The 25,993-nt window shown below is 62.2% G+C and carries 39 protein-coding genes; all 39 read left to right on the top strand.

The genetic code is table 11. From position 1 onward, the window contains the following. The first annotated feature begins 44 nt into the window (after nt 1-44). The 39 genes from rpsG (at nt 45) to ACYHH6_RS23110 (ending at nt 25,992) form a co-directional block, all read left to right on the top strand. Nucleotides 45-515: a 30S ribosomal protein S7 gene (rpsG, locus tag ACYHH6_RS23300; RefSeq protein WP_008875664.1), complete on the top strand. Its 471-nt coding sequence runs from the start codon at nt 45-47 to the stop codon at nt 513-515. A gap of 29 nt (nt 516-544) precedes the next feature. Continuing rightward, nucleotides 545-2,635, top strand: coding sequence for an elongation factor G (fusA, locus tag ACYHH6_RS23295; RefSeq protein ID WP_112566712.1), 2,091 nt, complete (start codon nt 545-547; stop codon nt 2,633-2,635). A 65-nt stretch (nt 2,636-2,700) separates the two neighbouring features. After that, nucleotides 2,701-3,876, top strand: coding sequence for an elongation factor Tu (tuf, locus tag ACYHH6_RS23290; protein WP_013895701.1), 1,176 nt, complete (start codon nt 2,701-2,703; stop codon nt 3,874-3,876). A 67-nt stretch (nt 3,877-3,943) separates the two neighbouring features. Beyond that, on the top strand, nt 3,944-4,252 hold the full coding sequence (gene rpsJ, locus ACYHH6_RS23285) for a 30S ribosomal protein S10 (protein WP_010909272.1): 309 nt from the start codon (nt 3,944-3,946) through the stop codon (nt 4,250-4,252). Between the two features lie 61 nt (nt 4,253-4,313). Further along, a complete protein-coding gene (rplC, locus tag ACYHH6_RS23280; RefSeq protein ID WP_023682606.1) occupies nt 4,314-5,042 on the top strand; it encodes a 50S ribosomal protein L3 in 729 nt (242 codons plus the stop codon). After that, nucleotides 5,042-5,662: a 50S ribosomal protein L4 gene (gene rplD / locus ACYHH6_RS23275; RefSeq protein ID WP_023672750.1), complete on the top strand. Its 621-nt coding sequence runs from the start codon at nt 5,042-5,044 to the stop codon at nt 5,660-5,662. The genes rplC and rplD overlap by 1 nt, the downstream gene beginning before the upstream one ends. Continuing rightward, on the top strand, nt 5,659-5,952 hold the full coding sequence (locus tag ACYHH6_RS23270; protein WP_027170367.1) for a 50S ribosomal protein L23: 294 nt from the start codon (nt 5,659-5,661) through the stop codon (nt 5,950-5,952). The genes rplD and ACYHH6_RS23270 overlap by 4 nt, the downstream gene beginning before the upstream one ends. Nucleotides 5,953-5,974: 22 nt before the next feature. Further along, nucleotides 5,975-6,808 carry a 50S ribosomal protein L2 gene (gene rplB / locus ACYHH6_RS23265; protein ID WP_023706515.1) on the top strand — a complete coding sequence of 278 codons (834 nt, stop codon included), beginning with the start codon at nt 5,975-5,977 and terminating at the stop codon, nt 6,806-6,808. A gap of 16 nt (nt 6,809-6,824) precedes the next feature. Beyond that, on the top strand, nt 6,825-7,103 hold the full coding sequence (rpsS, locus tag ACYHH6_RS23260) for a 30S ribosomal protein S19 (RefSeq protein ID WP_006205463.1): 279 nt from the start codon (nt 6,825-6,827) through the stop codon (nt 7,101-7,103). Between the two features lie 2 nt (nt 7,104-7,105). Next, nucleotides 7,106-7,495, top strand: coding sequence for a 50S ribosomal protein L22 (gene rplV / locus ACYHH6_RS23255; protein ID WP_006205462.1), 390 nt, complete (start codon nt 7,106-7,108; stop codon nt 7,493-7,495). Beyond that, on the top strand, nt 7,495-8,220 hold the full coding sequence (gene rpsC / locus ACYHH6_RS23250; protein ID WP_013895697.1) for a 30S ribosomal protein S3: 726 nt from the start codon (nt 7,495-7,497) through the stop codon (nt 8,218-8,220). Before rplV ends, rpsC begins: the two co-directional genes overlap by 1 nt. A gap of 26 nt (nt 8,221-8,246) precedes the next feature. Further along, a complete protein-coding gene (rplP, locus tag ACYHH6_RS23245; protein WP_006205460.1) occupies nt 8,247-8,660 on the top strand; it encodes a 50S ribosomal protein L16 in 414 nt (137 codons plus the stop codon). A gap of 13 nt (nt 8,661-8,673) precedes the next feature. Then, nucleotides 8,674-8,874: a 50S ribosomal protein L29 gene (gene rpmC, locus ACYHH6_RS23240; RefSeq protein ID WP_006205459.1), complete on the top strand. Its 201-nt coding sequence runs from the start codon at nt 8,674-8,676 to the stop codon at nt 8,872-8,874. A gap of 11 nt (nt 8,875-8,885) precedes the next feature. After that, nucleotides 8,886-9,125, top strand: coding sequence for a 30S ribosomal protein S17 (gene rpsQ / locus ACYHH6_RS23235; protein WP_010909280.1), 240 nt, complete (start codon nt 8,886-8,888; stop codon nt 9,123-9,125). Between the two features lie 71 nt (nt 9,126-9,196). Beyond that, entirely contained in the window at nt 9,197-9,565 is a 369-nt protein-coding gene (rplN, locus tag ACYHH6_RS23230) for a 50S ribosomal protein L14 (RefSeq protein WP_006205457.1), read from the top strand. A gap of 12 nt (nt 9,566-9,577) precedes the next feature. Further along, a complete protein-coding gene (rplX, locus tag ACYHH6_RS23225; RefSeq protein WP_013531428.1) occupies nt 9,578-9,892 on the top strand; it encodes a 50S ribosomal protein L24 in 315 nt (104 codons plus the stop codon). Then, on the top strand, nt 9,885-10,484 hold the full coding sequence (gene rplE / locus ACYHH6_RS23220; RefSeq protein WP_352585984.1) for a 50S ribosomal protein L5: 600 nt from the start codon (nt 9,885-9,887) through the stop codon (nt 10,482-10,484). The genes rplX and rplE overlap by 8 nt, the downstream gene beginning before the upstream one ends. 27 nt (nt 10,485-10,511) lie before the next feature. Beyond that, nucleotides 10,512-10,817: a 30S ribosomal protein S14 gene (gene rpsN, locus ACYHH6_RS23215; RefSeq protein ID WP_010909282.1), complete on the top strand. Its 306-nt coding sequence runs from the start codon at nt 10,512-10,514 to the stop codon at nt 10,815-10,817. Between the two features lie 13 nt (nt 10,818-10,830). Beyond that, nucleotides 10,831-11,229, top strand: coding sequence for a 30S ribosomal protein S8 (rpsH, locus tag ACYHH6_RS23210; RefSeq protein ID WP_006205453.1), 399 nt, complete (start codon nt 10,831-10,833; stop codon nt 11,227-11,229). Between the two features lie 88 nt (nt 11,230-11,317). Next, nucleotides 11,318-11,851: a 50S ribosomal protein L6 gene (rplF, locus tag ACYHH6_RS23205; RefSeq protein WP_023682603.1), complete on the top strand. Its 534-nt coding sequence runs from the start codon at nt 11,318-11,320 to the stop codon at nt 11,849-11,851. An 87-nt stretch (nt 11,852-11,938) separates the two neighbouring features. Beyond that, complete coding sequence (rplR, locus tag ACYHH6_RS23200) at nt 11,939-12,298, top strand: 50S ribosomal protein L18 (protein WP_112562358.1); 360 nt, start codon at nt 11,939-11,941, stop codon at nt 12,296-12,298. Nucleotides 12,299-12,379: 81 nt separating this feature from the next. Continuing rightward, complete coding sequence (gene rpsE, locus ACYHH6_RS23195) at nt 12,380-12,943, top strand: 30S ribosomal protein S5 (protein ID WP_006333394.1); 564 nt, start codon at nt 12,380-12,382, stop codon at nt 12,941-12,943. A gap of 24 nt (nt 12,944-12,967) precedes the next feature. Beyond that, nucleotides 12,968-13,165, top strand: a complete 198-nt coding sequence (rpmD, locus tag ACYHH6_RS23190) for a 50S ribosomal protein L30 (RefSeq protein WP_006205449.1) — start codon at nt 12,968-12,970, stop codon at nt 13,163-13,165. A gap of 22 nt (nt 13,166-13,187) precedes the next feature. Then, entirely contained in the window at nt 13,188-13,661 is a 474-nt protein-coding gene (rplO, locus tag ACYHH6_RS23185; protein WP_112395071.1) for a 50S ribosomal protein L15, read from the top strand. Between the two features lie 191 nt (nt 13,662-13,852). Next, a complete protein-coding gene (gene secY, locus ACYHH6_RS23180) occupies nt 13,853-15,193 on the top strand; it encodes a preprotein translocase subunit SecY (RefSeq protein WP_192254278.1) in 1,341 nt (446 codons plus the stop codon). Continuing rightward, entirely contained in the window at nt 15,190-15,798 is a 609-nt protein-coding gene (locus tag ACYHH6_RS23175; protein WP_352585985.1) for an adenylate kinase, read from the top strand. Before secY ends, ACYHH6_RS23175 begins: the two co-directional genes overlap by 4 nt. Before the next feature lie 207 nt (nt 15,799-16,005). After that, the gene (gene rpsM / locus ACYHH6_RS23170) at nt 16,006-16,374 is read left to right on the top strand and encodes a 30S ribosomal protein S13 (RefSeq protein WP_006205445.1); all 369 of its coding nucleotides are present in this window, start codon (nt 16,006-16,008) and stop codon (nt 16,372-16,374) included. A 140-nt stretch (nt 16,375-16,514) separates the two neighbouring features. Beyond that, on the top strand, nt 16,515-16,904 hold the full coding sequence (gene rpsK, locus ACYHH6_RS23165) for a 30S ribosomal protein S11 (protein ID WP_006205444.1): 390 nt from the start codon (nt 16,515-16,517) through the stop codon (nt 16,902-16,904). Between the two features lie 102 nt (nt 16,905-17,006). Next, nucleotides 17,007-18,017, top strand: a complete 1,011-nt coding sequence (locus ACYHH6_RS23160; RefSeq protein ID WP_023682599.1) for a DNA-directed RNA polymerase subunit alpha — start codon at nt 17,007-17,009, stop codon at nt 18,015-18,017. A 104-nt stretch (nt 18,018-18,121) separates the two neighbouring features. Then, a complete protein-coding gene (gene rplQ / locus ACYHH6_RS23155; RefSeq protein ID WP_352585986.1) occupies nt 18,122-18,553 on the top strand; it encodes a 50S ribosomal protein L17 in 432 nt (143 codons plus the stop codon). Between the two features lie 189 nt (nt 18,554-18,742). Next, nucleotides 18,743-20,236: a DegQ family serine endoprotease gene (locus ACYHH6_RS23150; RefSeq protein WP_352585987.1), complete on the top strand. Its 1,494-nt coding sequence runs from the start codon at nt 18,743-18,745 to the stop codon at nt 20,234-20,236. A 43-nt stretch (nt 20,237-20,279) separates the two neighbouring features. Further along, nucleotides 20,280-21,590, top strand: coding sequence for a replication-associated recombination protein A (locus ACYHH6_RS23145; protein ID WP_352585988.1), 1,311 nt, complete (start codon nt 20,280-20,282; stop codon nt 21,588-21,590). A 165-nt stretch (nt 21,591-21,755) separates the two neighbouring features. Beyond that, entirely contained in the window at nt 21,756-22,586 is an 831-nt protein-coding gene (locus ACYHH6_RS23140; protein WP_352585989.1) for an aspartyl/asparaginyl beta-hydroxylase domain-containing protein, read from the top strand. Nucleotides 22,587-22,617: 31 nt separating this feature from the next. Further along, the gene (crcB, locus tag ACYHH6_RS23135; protein ID WP_352585990.1) at nt 22,618-23,004 is read left to right on the top strand and encodes a fluoride efflux transporter CrcB; all 387 of its coding nucleotides are present in this window, start codon (nt 22,618-22,620) and stop codon (nt 23,002-23,004) included. A gap of 125 nt (nt 23,005-23,129) precedes the next feature. After that, on the top strand, nt 23,130-23,501 hold the full coding sequence (locus tag ACYHH6_RS23130) for a CrcB family protein (protein ID WP_352586163.1): 372 nt from the start codon (nt 23,130-23,132) through the stop codon (nt 23,499-23,501). After that, complete coding sequence (locus ACYHH6_RS23125; RefSeq protein ID WP_352585991.1) at nt 23,498-23,836, top strand: DUF190 domain-containing protein; 339 nt, start codon at nt 23,498-23,500, stop codon at nt 23,834-23,836. Before ACYHH6_RS23130 ends, ACYHH6_RS23125 begins: the two co-directional genes overlap by 4 nt. Nucleotides 23,837-23,899: 63 nt before the next feature. After that, on the top strand, nt 23,900-24,880 hold the full coding sequence (locus ACYHH6_RS23120; RefSeq protein WP_142865539.1) for an RluA family pseudouridine synthase: 981 nt from the start codon (nt 23,900-23,902) through the stop codon (nt 24,878-24,880). Continuing rightward, entirely contained in the window at nt 24,881-25,081 is a 201-nt protein-coding gene (locus ACYHH6_RS23115; protein WP_352585992.1) for a hypothetical protein, read from the top strand. Beyond that, on the top strand, nt 25,078-25,992 hold the full coding sequence (locus ACYHH6_RS23110) for a DMT family transporter (RefSeq protein WP_352585993.1): 915 nt from the start codon (nt 25,078-25,080) through the stop codon (nt 25,990-25,992). Before ACYHH6_RS23115 ends, ACYHH6_RS23110 begins: the two co-directional genes overlap by 4 nt. Nucleotide 25,993 lies beyond the last annotated feature (1 nt).

Below are 25,993 nucleotides of genomic sequence, written 5' to 3'. Positions count from 1 at the left end.
TTTTTTGACAGCGCCGGGCTATGAGAGATTGAGAGACAAAAGCCATGTCCCGTCGTCACAGTGCAGAAAAGCGTGAGATCAACCCGGATCCGAAGTTCGGCGATCTGATCGTTACCAAGTTCATGAACGCCGTCATGTATGACGGCAAGAAATCGGTCGCCGAGACCATCGTCTACGGCGCGCTCGACCAGGTTCAGTCGAAGACCAAGCAGGAACCGGTCACCGTCTTCCATCAGGCGCTCGACAATGTCGCGCCGCATGTGGAAGTCCGGTCGCGTCGCGTCGGCGGCGCCACCTACCAGGTTCCGGTCGATGTGCGCCCCGAGCGCCGTCAGGCCCTGGCGATCCGTTGGCTGATTGCAGCCGCGCGCAACCGCAACGAGACCACGATGGTCGACCGCCTCTCCGGCGAGCTGATGGACGCGGCCAACAACCGCGGCACGGCCGTGAAGAAGCGTGAAGACACCCACAAGATGGCAGAAGCCAACCGCGCATTCGCGCACTACCGCTGGTAAGCGCGAACGAGACTGAGAAGGCATTCACGATGGCCCGCGAATATAAAATCGAAGACTACCGCAATTTCGGTATCATGGCGCATATCGACGCCGGCAAGACGACGACCACCGAGCGCGTCCTCTATTACACGGGCAAGTCGCACAAGATCGGCGAAGTGCACGACGGCGCTGCCACCATGGACTGGATGGAGCAGGAGCAGGAACGCGGCATCACCATCACCTCCGCCGCCACCACGACCTTCTGGAAGGGCCGTGACGGCAAGATGTACCGCTTCAACATCATCGACACCCCCGGACACGTCGACTTCACCATCGAAGTCGAGCGTTCGCTGCGCGTGCTCGACGGCGCCATCGCGCTGCTCGACGCCAACGCCGGTGTCGAGCCGCAGACCGAGACTGTCTGGCGTCAGGCCGACAAGTATCGCGTTCCGCGCATGATCTTCTGCAACAAGATGGACAAGATCGGTGCCGACTTCTACCGCTCGGTCGAGATGATCGGTTCGCGCCTCGGTGCGCATGCCGTCGTCATGCAGCTGCCGATCGGCGCCGAGACCGAGTTCAAGGGTGTCGTCGACCTCGTCGAGATGAACGCGCTGGTCTGGCGCGACGAGACGCTGGGCGCTGCCTGGGACGTCGTCGAGATCCCGGCCGACCTCAAGGCTCGAGCCGAGGAATTCCGCGAGAAGATGATCGAAGCCGCCGTCGAAATGGACGAGACGGCGCTTGAAAATTACCTCGAAGGCAAGATGCCGTCGAATGACGAGATCCGCGCGCTGATCCGCAAGGGTACCATCGCGGTCAAGTTCTTCCCGATGTTCTGTGGCTCGGCTTTCAAGAACAAGGGCGTGCAGCCGCTGCTCGACGCCGTCGTCGAATATCTGCCGTCGCCGGCCGATGTTCCTGCCATCAAGGGTGTCGACGCCAAGACCGACGCCGAGATCGAGCGTCATGCGGACGACAACGAGCCGCTGTCGATGCTGGCCTTCAAGATCATGAACGACCCGTTCGTCGGCTCGCTGACCTTTGCTCGCATCTATTCGGGCAAGCTGACCAAGGGCGTCTCGCTCGACAACACCGTCAAGGGCAAGAAAGAGCGCATCGGCCGCATGCTGCAGATGCATGCGAATTCGCGCGCCGACGTCGAAGAGGCTTTTGCCGGCGACATCGTCGCCCTGGCTGGCCTGAAGGACACGACCACCGGCGATACGCTTAGCGATCCGCTGCACCCGGTCATCCTCGAGCGCATGGAATTCCCCGATCCGGTCATCCAGATCGCCATCGAGCCGAAGACCAAGAACGACCAGGAAAAGATGGGCCTCGCCCTTCACCGCCTGGCCGCCGAGGATCCGTCCTTCCGCGTCAAGACCGACGAGGAAAGCGGCCAGACCATCATCTCGGGCATGGGTGAGCTCCACCTCGACATCATCGTCGACCGCATGCGTCGCGAGTTCAAGGTCGAGGCCAATGTCGGCGCGCCGCAGGTGGCCTATCGCGAGACGATCACCCGCAAGCACGAGCAGGACTACACGCACAAGAAGCAGACCGGCGGTACCGGTCAGTTCGCCCGCGTCAAGCTGCTGTTCGAGCCGAATCCGGAGAGCTCGGAGTTCGAGTTCGAGTCGAAGATCGTCGGTGGTGCGGTTCCGAAGGAATACATCCCGGGTGTCGAAAAGGGCATCAACAGCGTCATGACGTCGGGCCCGTTCGCCGGCTTCCCGATGATCGGCGTCAAGGCGACGCTCATCGACGGCGCTTACCACGATGTCGACTCCTCGGTGCTCGCCTTCGAAATCGCCGGCCGCGCCTGTTTCCGTGAAGCCGCACCCAAGCTTGGCGTGCAGCTGCTCGAGCCGATCATGAAGGTCGAAGTCGTGACCCCGGAAGACTATGTCGGCAGCGTCATCGGCGACCTGAACGGCCGTCGTGGCCAGATCCAGGGCCAGGAAGCGCGTGGCGTGGCTGTCGTCATCAACGCGATGGTACCGCTGGCCAACATGTTCAAGTACGTCGACAACCTGCGCTCGATGAGCCAGGGCCGCGCGGCCTACACGATGCAGTTCGATCACTATGAGCCTGTGCCGACCGCGGTCGCCCAGGAAGTCCAGAAGAAATACGCGTAACCCCAGCGGGTTGCAGCAGTAACTTAATTCAAGGCCCGTATGGGCGAGCAGATTGGAGACATCACATGGCAAAAGGTAAATTCGAGCGCACTAAGCCTCATGTGAACATCGGCACGATTGGTCACGTTGACCATGGCAAGACGTCGCTGACGGCGGCGATCACGAAGTATTTTGGCGAATACAAGCGCTACGACCAGATCGATGCGGCGCCCGAAGAGAAGGCCCGTGGCATCACCATTTCGACGGCTCACGTCGAATACGAGACGGCCAACCGCCACTACGCCCACGTCGACTGCCCCGGACACGCCGACTATGTGAAGAACATGATCACCGGTGCCGCGCAGATGGACGGCGCGATCCTGGTGGTTTCGGCTGCCGACGGTCCGATGCCGCAGACCCGCGAGCACATCCTGCTTGCCCGTCAGGTCGGCGTGCCGTCGATCGTTGTGTTCCTGAACAAGGTCGACCAGGTCGACGACGCGGAACTGCTCGAACTGGTCGAGCTTGAGGTTCGCGAGCTTCTGTCGAAGAACGAGTTCCCCGGCGACGACATTCCGATCGTCAAGGGCTCGGCTCTGGCTGCTCTGGAAGATTCGAACAAGACCATCGGCGAAGACGCGATCCGCGAGCTGATGGCTCAGGTCGACGCCTACATCCCGACGCCGGTTCGTCCGCTGGACAAGCCGTTCCTGATGCCGATCGAAGACGTGTTCTCGATCTCGGGTCGTGGCACGGTCGTGACCGGCCGCGTCGAGCGTGGCGTGGTCAAGGTCGGCGAGGAACTGGAAATCATCGGCATCCGTCCGACGACCAAGACGACCTGCACGGGCGTTGAAATGTTCCGCAAGCTGCTCGACCAGGGCCAGGCTGGCGACAACATCGGCGCGCTGCTGCGCGGCGTTGACCGTGAGGGTGTCGAGCGCGGCCAGGTTCTGGCCAAGCCCGGTACGGTGAAGCCGCACAAGAAGTTCGTGGCCGAAGCCTACATCCTGACCAAGGACGAAGGTGGCCGTCACACGCCGTTCTTCACCAACTACCGTCCGCAGTTCTACTTCCGCACGACCGACGTGACCGGCATCGTGTCGCTGCCGGAAGGCACGGAAATGGTGATGCCCGGCGACAACATCACGGTCGATGTCGAGCTGATCGTGCCGATCGCCATGGAAGAGAAGCTGCGCTTCGCCATCCGTGAAGGCGGCCGCACCGTCGGTGCCGGCATCGTCGTCACCATCAAAGAATAATTAGACTTAAACCGATCTGTCGCGGGCGCGGAGTTGCCCGCGCCGCGCCAGAACAAGGAAGTGACGCATGAACGGACAGAATATCCGCATCCGCCTGAAGGCGTTTGATCACCGGGTGCTCGACGCCTCGACGAAAGAAATCGTGTCGACGGCCAAGCGCACCGGAGCAAACGTCCGCGGCCCCATTCCGCTGCCGACGCGGATCGAAAAGTTCACGGTCAACCGGTCGCCTCACGTCGACAAGAAGAGCCGCGAGCAGTTCGAGATGCGCACGCACAAGCGTCTGCTCGACATCGTCGATCCGACCCCGCAGACGGTCGATGCTTTGATGAAGCTCGATCTGGCCGCCGGTGTCGACGTCGAGATCAAGCTCTAAGGGAATGAGAGCGCGGTAAGGGGCGGTGCCCCTGGCCCGGAACTCTAAAGGAATTGAACCGATGCGTTCAGGTGTGATTGCAAAGAAGGTGGGAATGACCCGCATCTATAATGATGCCGGGGAACATGTTCCCGTCACCGTTCTCCAGATGGAGAACTGCCAGGTCGTGGCTCAGCGCACGCAGGAGAAGAACGGCTATACGGCCGTCCAGCTCGGCGTTGGCCTTGCCAAGGTGAAGAACACGTCGAAGGCGATGCGCGGCCATTTCGCGACCGCTTCCGTCGAGCCGAAGGCGAAGGTCGCCGAGTTCCGCGTCTCCGCCGACAACATGATCGATGTCGGCGCCGAGATCACTGTCGAGCACTTCGTCGCCGGCCAGAAGGTCGATGTGACGGGCACGACGATCGGCAAGGGTTTCCAGGGCGTCATCAAGCGCCACCACATGGGTGGTGGCCGCGCGACGCACGGTAACTCGGTTTCGCACCGTACGCACGGTTCGACCGGCCAGCGTCAGGACCCGGGCAAGGTGTTCAAGGGCAAGCATATGGCTGGCCACATGGGCGACACCCGCGTCACCACACAGAATGTCGAGATCGTTTCGACCGACGCCGATCGCGGCCTGATCCTGATCCGCGGTGCGGTTCCCGGATCGAAGGGCGCCTGGATCCTGGTCCGCGATGCGGCCAAGGTGGCGCTGCCGGCCAATGCGCCGAAGCCTGCCGCGATCCGCGCCGTTGCTGCCGAGAGTGGCGCGAAGAACGAGGCTCCGGCCGCAGAGGGAGCAGAATAATGGATCTCAAGATCACAACGCTTGGCGGCAAGGACGCCGGCAAGGTGAAACTCTCCGAGGAGATTTTCGGCCTTGATCCGCGCGAGGACATCCTGCAGCGCGTCGTGCGCTGGCAGCTGGCCAAGCGCCAACAGGGCACGCACAAGGCCAAGGGCCGCGCCGAAATCGCGCGCACCGGCGCCAAGATGTACAAGCAGAAGGGTACGGGCCGCGCCCGCCACCATTCGGCACGCGCTCCGCAGTTCCGCGGCGGCGGCAAGGCCCACGGCCCGGTCGTTCGCAGCCACGAGCACGATCTGCCGAAGAAGGTTCGCGCCCTGGGCTTGCGCCATGCTCTCTCGGCCAAGGCCAAGAGCGCGTCGATCATCATCATCGACGAGCTGAAGCTGACCGAGGCCAAGACGAAGGCGCTGATCGCGAATTTCGCGACGCTGGGCCTGACCAACGCTTTGGTGATCGGCGGTGCCGAGCTTGACCAGAACTTCAAGCTGGCAGCGACCAACATCCCGAACATCGACGTGCTGCCCATCCAGGGCATCAACGTCTACGACATTCTTCGCCGCGGCACGCTGGTCCTTTCGAAGGCCGCCGTCGAGGCTCTCGAGGAGCGCTTTAAATGACCGACCTTCGTCATTACGACGTGATCGTCTCGCCGGCGATCACCGAAAAGTCGACCATGGCTTCCGAGAACAACCAAGTCGTCTTCAACGTCGCCAAGAAGGCGTCGAAGCCGGAAATCAAGGCCGCTGTCGAAGCGCTGTTTGGCGTCAAGGTTACGGCCGTGAACACGCTTGTCCGCAAGGGCAAGATCAAGCGCTTCCGCGGCACGATCGGCCGCCAGAGCGACGTCAAGAAGGCGGTAGTGACGCTGGCCGACGGCCAGTCGATCGACGTCGCGACGGGTCTCTGAGCTAGGCCGCGAGGACAGGACAATGGCACTTAAAAAATTCAACCCGGTAACGCCGAGCACCCGCCAGCTGGTCATCGTCGACCGCTCGGGCCTCTACAAGGGCAAGCCCGTCAAGGGCCTGACCGAAGGTCTGACCAAGTCGGGCGGCCGCAACAATCACGGCCGCATCACGGCCCGCTTCATCGGCGGCGGTCACAAGCGTTCCTACCGCATCATCGACTTCAAGCGCCGCAAGTTCGACGTCGTCGGCACGGTCGAGCGCATTGAATACGATCCGAACCGCACCGCCTTCATCGCGCTGATCAAGTACGACGATGGCGAGCTGTCCTACATCATCGCCCCGCAGCGCCTTGCCGCCGGCGACAAGATCGTGGCCGGTGAATCCGTCGACGTGAAGCCGGGCAATGCGATGCCGCTGGCCTCGATGCCGGTCGGCACGATCGTCCACAACATCGAGCTGAAGCCAGGCAAAGGCGCCCAGGTTGCTCGTTCGGCCGGCGGCTACGGCCAGCTGGTCGGTCGCGACCAGGGCATGGCGATCCTGCGCCTCAACTCGGGCGAGCAGCGTGTCGTTCACGGCTCCTGCATGGCCACCGTCGGCGCCGTGTCGAACCCCGACCACGGCAACATTAACGACGGCAAGGCCGGCCGCACGGTCTGGCGCGGCAAGCGCCCGCACAATCGCGGCGTGACCATGAACCCAGTCGACCATCCGCATGGCGGTGGTGAAGGCCGCACCTCCGGTGGCCGTCATCCGGTCAGCCCGTGGGGCAAGCCGACCAAGGGCAAGAAGACGCGGTCCAACAAGGCGACCGACAAGTTCATCCTGCGCTCGCGCCATCAGCGCAAGAGCTAAGAAGAGGTAACGCCAAGTGACTCGTTCTATTTGGAAAGGCCCCTTCATCGACGGCTACCTTCTCAAGAAGGTGGACAAGGTTCGTGAAGGTGGTCGCAATGAGGTGATCAAGATGTGGAGCCGTCGCTCCACCATCCTGCCGCAGTTCGTCGGCTTCACCTTCGGTGTCTACAACGGCCAGAAGCATGTTCCCGTCTCGGTGAACGAGGACATGGTCGGTCACAAGTTCGGTGAATTCGCTCCGACCCGGACCTATTACGGTCACGGCGCGGATAAGAAGGCGAAGAGGAAATAATCATGGGCAAGGCCAAAGCTCCGCGCAGGCTTGCTGACAACGAAGCGCGCGCCGTTCTGCGCACGATCCGTATCAGCCCGCAGAAGCTGAACCTGGTTGCCGCGCTGATCCGCGGCAAGAAGGTCGCGACAGCGCTTTCCGATCTCGAATTCTCGGCCAAGCGGATTTCCGGCACGGTCAAGAAGACGCTGGAATCGGCGATCGCCAACGCGGAAAACAACCACGACCTCGATGTCGATGCGCTGATCGTGGCGGAAGCCTATGTCGGCAAGTCGATCGTCATGAAGCGTTTCCACGCTCGTGGTCGCGGTCGCGCCAGCCGTATCGAGAAGCCGTTCTCGCACCTCACGATCGTCGTTCGTGAAGTCGAAGAAAAAGGGGAGGCCGCATAATGGGCCAGAAAGTCAATCCGATCGGTCTGCGCCTCGGCATCAACCGCACCTGGGATTCGCGCTGGTTCGCGAACACCGGCGAGTACGGCAAGCTGCTGCATGAGGACATCAAGATCCGCAAGTATCTTGAGAAGGAACTCAAGCAGGCCGCGATCTCCAAGGTCGTGATCGAGCGTCCGCACAAGAAGTGCCGCGTCACCATCCATGCGGCGCGCCCGGGTCTGATCATCGGCAAGAAGGGCGCCGACATCGAGAAGCTTCGCAAGAAGCTGATGGAGATGACGAAGTCCGAAACGCACCTCAACATCGTTGAAGTGCGCAAGCCGGAAATCGACGCGACGCTGGTCGCCCAGTCGATCGCCCAGCAGCTCGAGCGTCGTATCGCGTTCCGCCGCGCCATGAAGCGCGCCGTTCAGTCGGCGATGCGGCTTGGTGCCGAAGGCATCCGCATCAACTGCGCCGGCCGTCTCGGCGGCGCCGAGATCGCGCGCATGGAATGGTACCGCGAAGGCCGCGTGCCGCTGCACACGCTGCGTGCCGATGTCGATTACGGCACGGCCGAAGCGAACACGGCTTATGGCATCTGCGGCGTCAAGGTCTGGGTGTTCAAGGGCGAAATCCTCGAGCACGATCCGATGGCTTCGGAGCGTCGCGCGACCGAGGGTGATGCTGCGCATGGCGGTGGTGGTGATCGCGAACGCGGTCGTCGTCGCGAAAACGCCTGATTATTTAGGAATTTGGAGTTAGAACGATGCTGCAGCCAAAGCGCACAAAGTTCCGCAAGCAGTTCAAGGGCCGTATCCATGGTACCGCAAAGGGCGGCACCAACCTGGATTTCGGTGGTTTCGGGCTGAAGGCGCTTGAGCCGAACCGCGTCACCGCGCGTGAGATCGAGGCGGCCCGCCGCGCGATCACTCGTGAGATGAAGCGTGCCGGCCGCGTGTGGATCCGTATTTTCCCAGACGTGCCGGTGACGTCGAAGCCGACCGAAGTGCGCATGGGCAAGGGCAAGGGCGCTGTCGATTACTGGGCGGCGCGCGTCAAGCCGGGCCGCATCATGTTCGAGATCGACGGCGTCAACGAAGAAACCGCCCGTGAGGCGCTGCGTCTCGGCGCGGCCAAGCTCTCGGTCAGGACGCGCTTCGTACAGCGCATCGCAGAATAAGGACGGGCTGATCATGAAAGCCGAAGACATCCGGACCAAGACCCAGGACCAGCTGACCGACGATCTGGCCAGCCTGAAGAAGGAGCAGTTCAACCTGCGCTTCCAGAAGGCCACCGGCCAGCTCGAGAAGACCGCGCGCGTGAGGCAGGTCCGCAAGGACATTGCGCGTATCAAGACCATCGCTGCGGAAAAGTCCGCGGCCAAGAAGGCTTAAGGACGAAAACCATGCCAAAGCGCATTCTGCAGGGCACCGTCGTCAGCGACAAGAACGAGAAGACGGTTGTCGTCAAGGTCGAACGGCGCTTCACGCATCCCGTGATGAAGAAGACCGTGCGCATGACCAAGAAGTACAAGGCGCACGACGAGAACAACGCCCACAAGGTCGGCGATCAGGTGTTCATCCAGGAATCGAAGCCGATTTCCAAGGACAAGCGCTGGATCGTCGTATCTTCGGATCAGGCGTAAACAACGAATTTTGGACAGACCGGGGAGGGGCTTTGAGCCCGTCCCGTTAGAAAAGAAGAAGGCGGCCAGTCATGATTCAGATGCAAACAAACCTCGACGTCGCGGATAATTCCGGCGCGCGTCGTGTCATGTGCATCAAGGTGCTGGGCGGCTCGAAGCGGAAATACGCTTCCGTGGGCGACATCATCGTGGTGTCGATCAAGGAAGCCATTCCGCGCGGCCGCGTTAAGAAGGGCGATGTGATGAAGGCGGTCGTGGTTCGCACGGCCAAGGACATCCGCCGCCCGGACGGCAGCGTGATCCGTTTCGACAAGAACGCGGCCGTTCTCGTCGACAACAAGAAAGAGCCGATCGGCACGCGTATCTTCGGACCGGTTCCGCGCGAACTTCGCGCCAAGAACCACATGAAGATCATCTCGCTCGCGCCTGAAGTGCTGTAAGGAGCCGGACCAATGCAAAAGATTAGAAAAGGCGACAAGGTCGTCGTGCTGGCCGGCAAGGACAAGGGCCGTTCGGGCGAAGTCCTCTCGGTTCAGCCGAAGGAAGACACCGCGCTGGTGCGCGGCGTCAACATGATCCGCCGTCACCAGAAGCAGTCCCAGTCCCAAGAGGGCGGGATCATCACCAAGGAAGCGCCGATCCAGCTGTCGAACATCGCGCTGGCCGACCCCAAGGATGGCAAGCCGACCCGCGTCGGCTTCATCTTCCAGAAGGACGGCAAGAAGGTGCGCGTCGCCAAGCGCTCGGGAGAAGTCATCAATGGCTAAGGCTCAAACCACGAAGCCCAAGGCTGAAAACAAACAGTCCAAGGCCCAGAACACGCCGCGTCTTAAGCAGGTCTACAACGAGACCATTCGCAAGGCGCTGCAGGAGCAGTTCGGCTACGACAACGAGATGCAGGTTCCGCGCATCGACAAGATCGTGCTGAACATGGGCGTCGGCGAAGCGACCGCGGATTCGAAGAAGCCTTCGATCGCGGCCGAAGACCTGGCGATGATCGCCGGCCAGAAGGCCGTCGTCACCCGCGCTCGCAACTCCATCGCCGGCTTCAAGGTCCGCGAGAAGATGCCGATCGGCGCCAAGGTCACGCTGCGCAAGGAACGCATGTACGAGTTCCTCGACCGCCTCGTGAACATCGCACTGCCGCGCGTTCGCGACTTTCGCGGACTGAATCCGAAGAGCTTCGATGGCCGTGGCAACTACGCCATGGGCATCAAGGAACACATCGTGTTCCCGGAGATCAACTACGACAAGGTTGATCAGATCTGGGGCATGGACGTCATCGTTTGTACGACTGCGAAGACGGACGACGAAGCCAGGGCATTGCTCAAGGCCTTCAACTTCCCCTTCCGCCAGTAACGGCAGCGAGAAAAGGAAAAATCTGAAATGGCAAAGACCAGCTCAGTCGAGAAGAACAACAGGCGCCGCAAGCTTGCCGACCAGTACGGTCCCAAGCGCGCTGCGCTGAAGGCGATCATCATGGACCAGTCCAAGCCGATGGAGGAGCGCTTCCGCGCTCAGCTGAAGCTTGCTGCCCTGCCGCGCAACTCGGCCAAAATCCGCATCCGCAACCGCTGTGAAGTTACCGGCCGTCCGCGCGCCTATTATCGCAAGCTCAAAGTATCGCGCATCGCGCTTCGTGATCTCGGCAATAACGGCCAGATCCCGGGCCTGGTCAAGTCGAGCTGGTAAGGAAGGACATAACATGTCATTGAGCGATCCTCTCGGCGATATGCTGACCCGCATCCGCAACGCGTACGGCCGCAAGAAGTCGAGCGTCTCGACGCCGGCTTCGCGCCTGCGTACCCGCGTCCTCGACGTGCTGAAGGCTGAAGGCTATATCCGCGACTACAGCCAGACCGACTTCGACAACGGCAAGTCCGAGATCGAAATCGAGCTGAAGTATTTCGACGGTGCTCCGGTCGTGCGTGAAATCGCCCGCGTCTCGAAGCCTGGCCGCCGCGTTTACGTCTCGGCCAAGTCGATCCCGCACGTCGCCAACGGCCTCGGCATCGCCATCCTTTCGACGCCGAAGGGCGTGATGGCCGATCACGAAGCACGCGAACAGAATGTCGGCGGCGAGATCCTCTGCCAGATCTTCTGATCTGGCAGCTGACCGCAAAGTGGAATCCGGTCTTCGGATCGTTCCGAAGACAGAGACCTGAAACAAGAGAAGTGACGAGGACAACAAAATGTCTCGTATTGGAAAGAAACCCGTTTCGCTGCCGCAGGGCGTGACCGCGACCGTCAACGGCCAGACCGTGACGGCGAAGGGCCCCAAGGGCGAGCTGAAGTTCGTGGTGAACGACGAAGTGCTGGTCAAGATGGAAGGCAGCGAGATCGCTGTCCAGCCGCGCGACCAGACCAAGACCGCCCGCTCCAAGTGGGGCATGTCGCGCACGCAGATCGTCAACATCCTGCAGGGCGTCAAGGACGGTTTCGAGAAGAAGCTCGAGATCACCGGCGTCGGCTATCGCGCCGCCCTTCAGGGCAAGAACCTGCAGCTGGCTCTTGGCTTCAGCCATGACGTCGTCTACGAGACGCCGGCCGGCATCACGATCACTGTGCCGAAGCCGACGGAAATCACCGTGACCGGCATCGACAAGCAGCAGGTCGGCCAGGTTGCCGCCGAGATCCGCGAGTATCGCGGTCCCGAGCCCTACAAGGGCAAGGGTGTCCGCTATGCCGGCGAGAAGATCGTCCGCAAGGAAGGCAAGAAGAAGTAAGTTTAACGCCGCGGGGAGCGGTCGCGGGAGGCGCTTTCGCCTACCGCACAAGGCGGCCCCCGTTTTTTGAAGGCAAGGAAGACCATCATGGGTACCAAGGAATCCACGCAGCGCCGTGCGCAGCGCGTTCGCCGCCAGATCAAGAAGGTCGCCGGCGAGCGTCCGCGTCTGTCGGTCCACCGCACGTCGAAGAACATCTACGTGCAGGTTATCGACGACGCCAAGGGCCATACCATTGTCGCTGCTTCGACGCTCGAGAAGGACCTCAAGGGTTCGCTCAAGACCGGCGCCGACACCGCGGCTGCGGCCGCGATCGGCAAGCTGATCGCCGAGCGCGCCGCCAAGGCTGGCGTCAAGGAAGTCGTCTTCGACCGCGGCGCCTACATCTATCACGGCCGCGTCAAGGCGCTGGCCGAGGCTGCCCGTGAAGGTGGCCTGAGCTTCTAAACAATTTTCGCCCCCGGTGACCCACAGAGGCACCGGATCTTATCAGCAACCGTGCTTCCGGAAAAAAACAAGGAACAGGATATGGCACAGGAACGTAGGGATGGCGGCCGCGGCCGCGATCGTGAAGAGCGCGATGACGGCATGGTGGACAAGCTCGTCCACATCAACCGCGTCGCCAAGGTCGTCAAGGGCGGCCGTCGCTTCGGTTTTGCAGCACTCGTCGTCGTCGGCGACCAGAAGGGCCGCGTTGGCTTCGGTCACGGCAAGGCGCGCGAAGTGCCGGAAGCCATCCGCAAGGCAACCGAATCGGCCAAGCGCGACATGATCTTCGTGCCGCTTCGCTCGGGCCGCACGCTTCACCACGACGTCGAGGGACGTTGGGGCGCTGGCCGCGTGCTGCTGCGCGCTGCCAAGCAGGGTACCGGCATCATCGCCGGCGGCCCGATGCGCGCTGTCTTCGAGACGCTCGGCATGCATGACGTGGTTGCCAAGTCGATGGGTTCGTCGAACCCCTACAACATGGTTCGCGCCACGTTCGACGCGCTGAAGAGCCAGATGCATCCCAAGGATGTGGCTGCTGCGCGCGGCATCAAGTATTCGACCCTTCAGGCCCGCCGCGGCACCGCCGTTGCGGCTGAAGAATAGTCGATCTGACCAGGGATTTTGACCATGGCCAAGAAAGCAACCAAGACCATCACCGTTGAGCAGATCGGTTCGCCGATCCGCCGCCCGAAGGAACAGCGCGCAACGCTGGTCGGCCTCGGCCTCAACAAGATGCACAAGCAGCGCACGCTGGAGGACACTCCGTCGGTGCGCGGCATGATCGCTGCCGTCCAGCATCTCGTCCGCGTCGTGGACGAGGGCTGAGCAAAAGCGCAGGAGAACCCAGATGAAACTCAACGATCTGCGTGACAAGGACGGCGCGACGCACTCCAAGAAGCGTCTCGGCCGTGGCATCGGCTCGGGCTCGGGCAAGACCGGCGGTCGCGGCGTCAAAGGCCAGAAGGCGCGTTCCGGCGTCGCCATCAACGGCTTCGAGGGTGGCCAGATGCCGCTCTACCGGCGCCTGCCGAAGCGTGGCTTCAACAACATCTTCGCCAAGAGCTTTGTCGTCGTGTCGCTGGCCCGTATCCAGACCGCGCTCGACGCCAAGAAGCTCGACGCCAAGGCGACCGTGACGGCCGAGGCACTCGTTGCCGCCGGCGTCATCCGCCGCGTCAAGGACGGCGTGCGCATCCTTTCGGATGGCGAGCTCAAGGCAAAGCTTGCCTTCGACGTCGCCGGCGCCTCAAAGGCTGCGATCGAGAAGATCGAAAAGGCCGGTGGTTCGGTCAAGCTGCCGGAGCAGGCTGCTGCCGAGTAACGGCAATTTGAAGCGCGCTTGGCAGGGACGGCCTCCGTTTTTGCCCACGATTGCGCTTTGATCCGATCAATTGAGCGGCCGCGTCAACGCGGCCGCTTGCATGTTGAGAGCCCGGAGCTTATCTCGTGAGCTTCGGTGAAACGCGCCGCCTGAGCTGCGGGCATCGAGCGTGACCAAGCGGAGAATCAGGCATGGCTTCGGCTGCTGAACAACTAGCCTCGAATCTGAATTTTGCGGCCTTCGCCAAGGCGGAGGACCTGAAGAAGCGAATCTGGTTCACCGTCGGCGCGCTGCTCGTCTATCGTCTCGGTACCTATATCCCGCTGCCCGGCATCAACCCGGACGCGTTCGCCCAGGCCTTCTCCTCGCAGGCCAAGGGTGTGCTCGGCATGTTCAACATGTTTGCCGGCGGCGCCGTGCAGCGCATGGCGATCTTCGCGCTTGGCATCATGCCTTACATCTCGGCCTCCATCATCATGCAGCTGATGACCTCGGTCATTCCGTCGCTGGAAGCGCTGAAGAAGGAAGGCGAGCAGGGCCGCAAGGTCATCAACCAGTACACGCGCTACGGCACGGTGCTTTTGGCGCTGGTGCAGGCCTATGGCATTTCGGTTGGCCTGGAAGGCGGCAACGGCATCGTCAACGATCCCGGCATGTTCTTCCGCATCTCGACCGTCGTCACGCTGGTTGGCGGCACCATGTTCCTGATGTGGCTGGGCGAGCAGATCACCGCACGTGGCATCGGCAACGGCATTTCGCTGATCATCTTCTCGGGCATCGTCGCCGGCCTGCCACGCGCCATCTCCGGCACGCTGGAACTCGGCCGCACCGGCGCCTTGTCGACCGGGTTGATCCTGGCGATCATCGTGCTGGCGATCATCGTCATCGCGCTCATCGTGTTCTTCGAGCGCGCGCAGCGCCGCCTGCTGATCCAGTATCCGAAGCGCCAGGTCGGCAACCGCATGTTCCAGGGCGACACCTCGCATCTGCCGCTGAAGCTCAACACGTCGGGCGTCATTCCGCCGATCTTCGCGTCGTCGCTGCTGCTGTTGCCGGCAACGGTCGCCGGCTTCTCGCAGACGACGAACCTGCCGGCCTGGGCAAGCACCGTGCTCGCCTCGCTCGGCCATGGGCAGCCGCTCTACATGCTGTTCTATGCAGGCATGATCGTGTTCTTCGCCTTCTTCTACACGGCCATCGTGTTCAACCCGAAGGATACCGCCGACCAGCTCAAGAAGCATTCCGGCTTCATCCCGGGCTACCGTCCGGGTGAGCGCACCGCCGATTACATCGACTATGTCCTGACGCGCATCACCGTCGTCGGCGCCATCTATCTGGTGCTGGTGTGCCTGCTGCCCGAATTCCTGATTTCGGCAACTGGCGTACCTTTCTACCTCGGTGGCACATCGCTTCTGATCGTGGTCAGTGTAACCCTCGATACGGTGGCGCAGATTCAGGGTCACCTGATCGCGCACCAGTATGAGGGCCTGATCAAGAAGTCGAAGTTGCGCGGGGGGAAGAAGGCCAGATGAGATTGATATTGCTTGGGCCGCCAGGGGCGGGCAAGGGGACGCAAGCACAAAGACTGGTAGACAAATACGGCATACCGCAGCTGTCGACGGGTGACATGCTGCGGGCTGCCGTGCAGGCCGGCACCGAAGTCGGCAAGCGCGCCAAGGCGGTGATGGATGCCGGCGAGCTGGTTTCCGACGCCATCGTCAACGCCATCGTGGCCGAGCGCATCGATCAGCGCGATTGCGCCAACGGTTTCATCCTCGACGGCTACCCGCGCACGCTGGTACAGGCCGATGCGGTTGAATCGATGCTTGCCGAGCGTGGCATCGCACTGGACGCGGTGATTGAGTTCGTCGTCGACGACAAGGCGCTGGTCGGCCGCATCGTCAAGCGGGCCGAAGACGCCAAGGCCGCCGGCCAGCCGGTGCGCAAGGACGACAATCCGGTGGTGTTCGAAGAGCGCCTGCGGGAATATTACAAGAAGACCGCCCCGCTGATCGGCTATTACTATGCCAAACGCACGCTGAAGAGCGTCGACGGCATGGCCGGCATCGACACTGTGACGGGAGAGATCGAAGCTCTGCTCGCCGCGGTGACGCGGGAGACCGTTACGGCAAAGTAAAGATTGCGCTTGACTGGAACGGTTCGCTGGGTTATGGCGGCCCGTCTTCCTATCAGGCATGAGGCTTGCTTGTCCGCAAGGGCAAGGCAGCCGCATTGAAACTGGGAAACTCCCGCAAGGGCCGGCCTCCACCGGACGCGGGGTAATTTGAACAGCGCTCGGCCCGCCTTTTGAAGGTTGGCCGGCCCACATGGAGAAGAGAAGAATATGGCTCGTATAGCCGGCGTCAACATTCCGACCAACAAGCGCGTCGTCATTGCGCTTCAGTACATTCACGGCATCGGCAAGAAGTTCGCCCAGGAGATCGTCGACAAGGTCGGCATCCCGGCCGAACGCCGCGTCAACCAGCTGACCGACGCGGAAGTGCTGCAGATCCGCGAGACCATCGACCGCGACTACCAGGTCGAAGGCGACCTCCGCCGCGAAGTGTCGATGAACATCAAGCGTCTGATGGACCTCGGCTGCTACCGCGGCCTGCGTCACCGCCGCTCGCTGCCGGTTCGCGGCCAGCGCACGCACACCAATGCACGCACCCGCAAGGGCCCGGCCAAGTCGATCGCCGGCAAGAAGAAGTAATTTAGGGCAGTAAGGGAGTAGGGCAGTAAGGCAATAGGACCGGCAGACATACTGCCCTACTGCCATATTCCCCTACTGCCTTTCTCCTAGGTGGAGCCGCTGGCATTACGGCGGTGTAGAGATCAACTGAAAGGACTATCATGGCCAAGGAAGCCGCTCGTGTTCGCCGTCGCGAACGCAAGAACATCTCGTCGGGCGTTGCCCACGTCAATTCGACCTTTAACAACACGATGATCACCATCACCGACGCGCAGGGCAATTCGATTGCCTGGTCGTCGGCCGGTGCCCAGGGCTTCAAGGGTTCGCGCAAGTCGACCCCGTTCGCCGCCCAGATGGCTGCCGAAGACGTCGCCAAGAAGGCCCAGGAACACGGCATGCGCATGCTCGAAGTCGAGGTCTGCGGACCCGGCTCCGGTCGTGAATCGGCGCTTCGCGCCCTGCAGGCGGCCGGCTTCACCATCACCTCGATCCGTGATGTGACGCCGATCCCGCACAATGGCTGCCGTCCGCGCAAGAAGCGCCGCGTCTAAGACATTACCGAACGCCGCGCGAGCGCCCCAAGGCGCTCCTCCACGGCACTCCAGGTCGCCCGCCACGATTGGATGGTGGCGGGTCAACGGAAGGAAAGCATCATGATCCAGAAAAATTGGCAGGAACTGATCAAGCCGAACAAGATCGAGTTCTCGTCGAAGAAGAAGACGCTGACCACGCTGGTCGCCGAGCCGCTCGAGCGTGGCTTTGGCCTGACGCTCGGCAACGCGCTGCGCCGCGTGCTTCTGTCTTCGCTGCGCGGTGCGGCTGTCACCGCCGTGCAGATCGACGGCGTTCTGCATGAATTCTCGTCGATTGCCGGCGTGCGTGAAGACGTGACCGACATCGTGCTCAACATCAAGGAAATCGCCATCCGCATGGAAGGCGATGGTCCCAAGCGCATGGTCGTTCGCAAGCAGGGCCCGGGTGCGGTTCTGGCTGGCGATATCCAGACGGTTGGCGACGTCGAGATCCTCAACCCCGACCACGTCATCTGCACGCTGGACGAGGGCGCTGAAATCCGCATGGAATTCACCGTCGACACCGGCAAGGGTTACGTGCCGGCCGACCGCAACCGCGCCGAAGACGCGCCGATCGGCCTTATCCCGGTCGACAGCCTGTATTCGCCGGTCAAGAAGGTCTCCTACAAGGTCGAAAACACCCGCGAAGGCCAGGTTCTCGACTATGACAAGCTGACCATGACCATCGAGACCGACGGTTCGATCTCGGGCGAGGACGCGGTGGCATTCGCTGCCCGCATCCTGCAGGACCAGCTTGGCCTGTTCGTCAACTTCGACGAGCCGCAGAAGGAAGTCGCCACCGAAGCCGTCACCGAGCTCGCCTTCAACCCGGCGCTGCTCAAGAAGGTCGACGAACTCGAGCTTTCGGTGCGTTCGGCCAACTGCCTGAAGAACGACAACATCGTCTATATCGGCGATCTCATCCAGAAGACCGAAGCCGAGATGCTGCGCACCCCGAACTTCGGCCGCAAGTCGCTGAACGAGATCAAGGAAGTTCTCGCGGCGATGGGCCTGCACCTCGGCATGGAAGTGCCGGACTGGCCGCCGGAAAACATCGAAGACCTCGCCAAGCGTTACGAAGATCAATATTGAGCATGAATTCCAAGGATCGGCGGCGTGGGCCGCCCGATCCGACGGTCATGCGGAAAACCATCAGGGGCCATGGCCTCTTGAACAACTGAAGAAGGAAAAGAGCCATGCGCCACGGTTTCAAAGGCCGCCGCTTCGCCCGAAGCATTAGCCATCGCAAGTCGATGTTCGCCAACCTCGCCGTGTCGCTGCTCGAACATGAGCAGATCGTCACCACACTGCCGAAGGCGAAGGATCTGCGTCCGATCGTCGAGAAGCTGGTGACGCTTGGCAAGCGCGGCGACCTGCATGCGCGCCGCCAGGTCATTGCCCAGATCGGCAATGAAGGCGTCGTAAAGCGTCTGTTCGACACGATTGCGCCGCGCTATGCCAACCGCAATGGCGGCTATCTGCGCATCATGAAGGCGGGCTTCCGCCACGGCGACAATGCCGCCATGGCGGTCATCGAGTTCGTCGACCGCGACCCCGACGCCAAGGGCGCCGGCGACCGCGCCCGCCTCGAGGCCGAAGGTGTCAACGAGGAAGCCGCGGCCGCATAAGGCTCGGTATTTCAGGAATGACTTCAAGGGGCCTTCGGGCCCTTTTATTTTGTCGCGAGGTCATGCTTGGCCAAGCGTTTTTTACCGTCCAGGCAAGTGCTTTTGCACGACAATCGCCGTATTTCGGTGCCTTAGCCTTTCATTCTGCACAATCGTCGGGACAATGACGCCCGATCTGGAGGATTCGGAATGCACTTCAAACGGCTGTTTCTTGTTGCCCTTTGCGCGCTGGCCGCCTTTACCGTGGCACCGGCCGTGAGGCAGGCGCTGGCCGAGGACGCCGCCAAGCCAGCCGATCCGGGGCTCTCCGATGTGCTGACCGATCTGTTGCATGGCGTCGAGGGCGAGAACGGCACCTCCGGTCCTGACAAGCGCGTGCCGTTCGGCCGCGAAGAGGTGCAGCTTTCGTTTGCGCCACTGGTCAAGCAGACGGCGCCGGCGGTGGTCAATGTTTATGCCTCGCAGACGGCCAAGGTGGTCTCACCGTTCGACGGCGATCCTTTCTTCGAGGAATTCTTCGGTCGCGCGCAGCCGCGAGCGCAATCTTCGCTCGGCTCGGGCGTGCTGGTCGACCCGAGTGGCGTGGTCGTCACCAATTTCCACGTCATCAAGGACGCCGACGAGGTCAAGGTCGCGACCGCCGACGGGCGCGAATTCACCTCGAAGGTCATGCTCAAGGACGAGACGCTCGACCTTGCCGTGCTCAAGATCACCGCCGACAAGCCGTTTCCGGTGATTGCCATCGGCGATTCCGACGCGCTCGAGGTCGGCGACCTGGTGCTGGCGATCGGCAATCCGTTCGGCGTCGGTCAGACCACCACCAGCGGCATCGTTTCGGCACTTGCCCGCAGCCATATCGGCGTTTCGGATTCTGGCTATTTCATCCAGACCGACGCTGCCATCAATCCCGGCAATTCCGGCGGCGCGCTGATCAACATGGGCGGTCAGCTGGTCGGCATAAACACTGCGATTTACAGCCGCAGCGGCGGCTCGATCGGCATTGGCTTTGCCATCCCCGCCAACATGGTGCGCGCTTTCGCCGACGCGGCCAAGGCCGGGCTCGATTTCTTCGAGCGGCCCTATATCGGCGCCGAGTTCGAGGCGGTCACACCGCAGATCGCCGAATCGCTCGGCATGGAGAAGCCGACCGGGGCGCTGGTGTCGTCGGTGGAAGAGGCCGGGCCGGCGGCCAAGGCAGGGCTGAAGCCTGGCGACGTCGTGCTGCAGCTCAACGGTACGACCGTTGAAGGCATCGAGGCGCTGGATTACCGCATGGCGACGCTGTCGATCGGCACCAAGGCCAGCTTCGCCGTATTGAGCAAAGGCCAGCAGGCGACGATGGACATTGCGCTGGAGCGTGCGCCCGAGGGCGCCAAGGCGTCCGAAGTGACGCTGCATGGCCGCAGCCCTTTCTCCGGCGCCAAGGTCGCGGAACTATCGCCCCGGCTGGCCCAGAGACTTGGGCTGCGCACGGATATGAAGGGTGTCACTGTGGTCGATATCAACCGCGATTCGCCCGCGGCCGATTTCGGCTTCCTGCCGGGCGACATCGTGCGCGAAGTGAACGGCACGACGGTCGATACGGCGGCGACGCTTGCGCAGCTTACCCAGCAGGATACGCGCTGGTGGCGCTTTACCGTCGAGCGTGGCGGGCAGATACTGCGCCAGGTGTTGCGTTACTGAGGCGCTCTTCCCATCTTGAGGGTCGTCCAACAAAAAGACTTGCATGGCCGATCTGTTCAGCGTCGATGAACCGGAAAGAGCGCCACCCGGCCGGCCGCTCGCCGATCGGCTGCGCCCGAAAAACCTCGGCGAGGTCGTTGGCCAGGAGCATCTGACCGGGCCTGATGGCGCGCTGACGCGGCTGATCAATTCCGGCTCGCTCGGCTCGATGATTTTTTGGGGGCCGCCGGGGACCGGCAAAACAACCGTTGCGCGGCTGCTGGCCGGCGAGACCAGTCTTGCCTTCGAGCAGATATCGGCGGTGTTTTCCGGCGTCGCCGACCTGAAGAAGGTGTTCGAGGCGGCAAAGCTGCGGCGCGCCAATGGCCGCCAGACGCTGCTGTTCGTCGACGAGATCCATCGCTTCAACCGCGCCCAGCAGGATTCCTTCCTGCCGGTCATGGAGGACGGCACGGTCGTGCTGGTTGGCGCCACCACCGAGAATCCCTCCTTCGAGCTCAATGCCGCGCTTCTGTCGCGGGCGCGGGTGCTGGTGTTCCATTCGCTGGGCGAGGAGAGCATCGCCAAACTGATCACGCGGGCGGAGGAGACCGAGGGCAGGGCGCTGCCGCTCGACGATGAGGCGCTGGCGATGCTCATCCGCATGAGCGATGGCGACGGTCGTGCCTCGCTGACCTTGGCCGAAGAGGTCTGGCGCGCCGCCAAACCTGGCGAGGTTTTCGACCCCGAAGGGCTGCAGCGCATCGTCCAGCGGCGTGCGCCGATCTACGACAAGGGCCAGGACGGCCACTACAATCTGATCTCGGCGCTGCACAAATCGGTGCGCGGGTCCGATCCTGACGCGGCCCTCTATTATCTTGCCCGCATGTTCGACGCCGGCGAGGATCCGCTCTATCTCGGCCGCCGGCTGGTGCGCATGGCGATGGAGGATATCGGGCTGGCCGACCCGCAGGCGCTGGTCGTGGCCAACGCAGCCAAGGACGCCTATGACTATCTGGGCTCGCCCGAAGGCGAACTCGCCTTCGCCGAGGCGACCGTCTATCTCGCCACCGCGCCCAAATCCAACGCCGTCTACACCGCCTTCAAGGCGGCCACGCGGGCGGCGAAGGAGTTCGGTTCGCTGCTGCCGCCCAAGCACATCCTCAACGCGCCGACCAAGCTGATGAAAGAGGAGGATTACGGCGCCGGCTACCGCTACGACCATGACCAGCCTGATGCCTTTTCCGGCCAGGACTATTTTCCGGAAAAGATGGGCCGGCAGACCTTTTACGATCCGCCAGAGCGCGGCTTCGAGCGCGACATCCGGAAACGGCTGGACTATTGGGCGAAACTGCGCAGCGAGCGGGAAAAATAGGCTTGCGCGCGCCTGTGGTTTGTCGCCCACCTCAGCGCCGCGCGATGGCATTGTGCGTGGGGACAAAAGACCCTATCAAGGCGCACGGCCTCGGGGGTGGCCGTCGCCAAGATGCTTGGCGATTGTCGTCGCAACAGGAATCGCGCCCGACGGCGCGAGAAAAAAATGAAAAAATCCCTTCGCAAATCCCTTCGCCAGGCTGTGATTGCACTGCCGCTGCTTGCGCTCGGCTTCTATTTCATCCCGATCCTGACTACGATCTGGATCGTCTGCGGCCTGATCGATGTGCTGCGCAACGCCAACAAGGACCTGTCGCTGTTGCGCGGCTATTTCCTCGGCAACGGCATTTTCACCTGGCTGCTGTCGCCCTTCAACCTTCTGGTCGACCTGCTCTGCTACCGGAACCCGGGCGTGTGGAAGCTGGAGCAGTTTCCCCCCGACTATCAGCGCGAGGTCAACGAGGTTCTCGACGTCTTCAAGGCGCGCAAGGACGAGATCATCGCCGATATCGACGCCAATTTCGGCACCGGCCGTCGCGGCATGTATGTCTATCAATGGTACGGCAAGCACAAGATCGACAACGTCGCCGAATTCAACAAGGATTTCAAATACATCAAGACCATTGCCGTCTCGGTCTTCAGGGGCAAGGAATCGACCTCCTGGCATTTCGGACCGCTGCGGCTCAGCCTGCGCATCCTCTACAATCTCCTGCCGGTGAAGGCAGAGGTTTTCGTCGAGTGCAACGGCGCCAGGAACTACTGGCACGACAACCCGCTCTATATTTTCGACGACACGCTGCTGCACCGGTCGGTCAACGAGTATGACGGGCGCCGCTACTGCGTGTTCATGGATATCATCCGTCCGTCGCCATTCCCTGGCTTCATCGCCGGCCTTCTCGCCATCGTTTCGGTCACCGTCGAGCGCATCAATTCCATGTTCTACAAGAACTGGAAGATGATCGGCTCGAGCAAGGCAAAGAAGGTCGAGACAACCTGACGCGTAGTCTTGACCGGCAAGAGGGAGCGCGATGTATCACCTGCTGCTTGTCTGTCTTGGTGGCGCGATCGGCGCGATTGCCCGCTTCTTCCTGTCCGGCTTCATCGCCCGCCGAGTTGGCGAGACCTTTCCGTGGGGTACGATGGTCGTCAACGTCTCGGGGGCGTTTGCGATCGGCGTCATCGCGCATGCGGTGGCGCGCGACGGAATGCCCGGCATCTGGGCCTTTGCAGTTACCGGCTGCCTCGGCTGCTATACCACGGTCTCTTCCTTCAGCCTGCAGACGCTGGCGCTGGCGCGCGAGGGTGAATGGTTGCGCGCCGGCGGCAATGTGCTGCTTTCGGTTGTTCTGAGCCTCGGCGGCGTGACGCTGGGCTTTGCCGCGGGAAGTCTCCTGATCGGCAACGGGGCGCCATGAGCAGTCCGCGGAAGCTTCGCTCCGGCGGAACGGACGCTGCCGCGGCAGGGCACGCGGCGCGCCTCATTGGCTGGCGTAAAACGAGTGAAACGGTTCGGATCTATGCTACCGTGGCAGCCGGCAGCATGATCGGCGGCGTGCTGCGGGCGCTTGTCTCATTGGCGAGCGATGCCTTGTGGGGCAGTGGATTCCCCTTCGGCACACTCCTCGTGAACATTGTCGGCTCATTCCTCATCGGCTTCTATGCTACATTGACGGGGCCGGAAGGCCGCGTCTTCGCCAGCCCGTTGCAGCGCCAGTTCTTCATGGCCGGCTTCTGTGGAGGCCTGACGACCTTTTCCGCGTTCAGCCTTGAAACGCTCATCCTCGCGCAAGGCGGGGAGCTTGTGGCGGCGGGGCTCAATATCGCGATCTCCGTGGTGGCGTGGCTTGCCGCCGTCTGGCTTGGCCACATCTGTGCAATGCGCCTCAACCGACTGAGAGGGTCCGGGCAATGAAAATACCGACACAGGCGCAATTGCTGCGCATATTCATCGGCGAGAACGACAGGGCAGACGGCCGTCCGCTGTATGAGACAATCGTGCTCAAGGCTCGCGAAATGCAGGTTGCCGGCGCGACCGTCCTGCGCGGAGCGATGGGGTTCGGCCATTCCAGCCGGCTTCATACCACGAAGATCCTCCGTTTGTCGGAGGATCTGCCCCTTGTGATCGAGATCGTCGATGGCGAGGAAAAGATAGCCGCTTTCCTGCCAATACTTGAGACAATCATGACAAGCGGTCTGATCACGCTGGAGAAAGTTCAGGTTCTGCAATATGGAACCGACAACGAATGACCGAGTATGAGGTTGCGGGTGTCGGCGAATGCCGTCGCATGCCGCGGAACGGCGATTGGAATTATGGCAGGCGTTGAACAGATCACAGTAGAGGCCGGCGAGGCGGGCATGCGGCTCGATCGCTGGTTCAAGACCCATTTCCCCGGCCTCGGGTTCGGCCATCTGCAGAAGTTGCTGCGCTCCGGCCAGATCCGCGTCGATGGCGGCCGGGTCAAGGCCGACAGCCGTGTCGAGCCCGGCCAGGTGGTGCGCGTGCCGCCGCTCGAGGTCGACAAGAAGGGCGAGAGCGCGCTTACCGGTCACTCGATCCGCAACCAGGGCGACGCCGATGTGCTGGCCAAGATGCTGATCCACGAAGACCCGAAGGTCTTCGTCTTCAACAAGCCGGCTGGCCTGGCCGTGCAAGGCGGTTCGGGCGTTACCCGCAATGTCGACGACATGCTGGAGGCATGGCGCAGCCAGAAGGGCGAGAAGCCGCGCCTGGTGCACCGGCTCGACCGCGACACGTCGGGCGTGCTGGTGGTTGCCCGCACCAGGCTTGCGGCGATGAAGCTCTCCGAGTCCTTTCGCGCACGCGAGACCAAGAAGACCTACTGGGCGCTGGTCAAGGGCGTGCCGCCCAAGCGCGAGGACAAGATCTCGACCTGGCTGATCAAGGAGCCGACCGAGGACGGTGATCGCGTGCGTGTGGCCGCCCATGGTGAAAAAGGCGCCGACCATGCCGTGTCCTACTACCGGATCATCGAGCAGGCGGCGCAGACGATGACCTGGCTGGAAATGGAGCCCTACACCGGCCGCACCCACCAGCTTCGCGTTCATGCCGCCTATATTGGCTGCCCGATCATCGGCGACCCCAAATATTTCGAGGCCGACACCAATTGGGATTTCCCGGGCGGCATTCAAAACCGCCTGCATCTGCACGCGCGCCGCATCGTCATTCCGCACCCGGACAAGGGCGTCATCGACGTCACCGCGCCGATGCCGCCGCATATGCGCCAGAGCTGGAACCTGATCGGCTTCGACGACGCCAGTGCGGAGGACTGAATGAGAGAGTTCATTGCTCAGTTCATCTACTGGCTGCCACTTTTTGTGATTTTTGTCGTCTGGCTGGCTTTCACCAGCGGCGCTGCCCGACGGCAGAGATCGATGGCCGAGATCGGCCGCGAGAACACTGAAGCGGTCAGGCAAAATACCGACGCGCGGAAAGCCCTGTTGGCGAAGCTGGACAGTCAACCGAAACAATGACCGCCTCAATTGCATTGGATCGCCGCGACGCGGTCGATTTGGCGGCTGCTGCAATCATGGTCGGGCTGACCTTTTCCTGGGGGCTGAACTATGTCGCCGCCAAGATTTCCTATGCCGGCTTCGACCCTGTTTTCGTCTCGATCGCACGCTCGATCATTGGCGGGCTTTGTGTCCTCGGCTGGTGCTGGCTGCGCGGCATCAGGCTGTTCGTGGCCGACGGGTCGCTGGTCGCAGGCATCATTGTCGGCGTGCTCTTCGGCGTCGAGTTCCTGTGCCTCTATATCGGGCTGGAATACACGACCGTTGCCCGCAACACGCTGCTGGTCAACACCATGCCGTTCTGGGTCCTGATCGGCGGCCATTTCCTGCTCGGCGAGCGCATCAATGCAAGGAAGCTTGGCGGGCTTGTTCTCGCCTTTTGCGGCCTGGTGGCGGTGTTCTCCGACGGGATTGTCGGCGGCAACAAAGTGACTCTGATGGGCGATCTGCTCAGCCTCGGCTCCGGCATTCTGTGGGCGGCGACCAGCATCGTCATCAAACGCTCGAAACTGGTCGAGACCAGCGCCGAAAAACTGCTGCTTTATCAGCTTGCCGGTGCAGCCATTGTCGGTGTCCTGGTGATGCCGTTCGCCGGCCCGCCGATCCGCGACGTCACTGCCTTGCCGACATTGGCGCTGCTGTTCCAGTCGCTCTATATTGTTGCCTTCACCTATGTGCTGTGGTTCTGGCTGCTCAGGCGGTATCCGGCATCGGGCCTGTCGAGCTTCGCCTTCCTGTCGCCGGTGTTCGGCGTCCTGTGTGGCGCTATTATTCTGGGCGAGGCGCCGACAGTCAGGATTTTTGTGGCGCTTGGGTTGATTGCCGTCGGTCTCATCATCGTCAACCGGCCGGCAAAGCAGCTACCTGGATAGA

The organism is Mesorhizobium sp. P171375 (assembly GCF_057786075.1).
The sequence above is the reverse complement of the archived record's forward strand: the minus strand, read 5'-3'. Positions and strand labels throughout refer to the sequence as shown.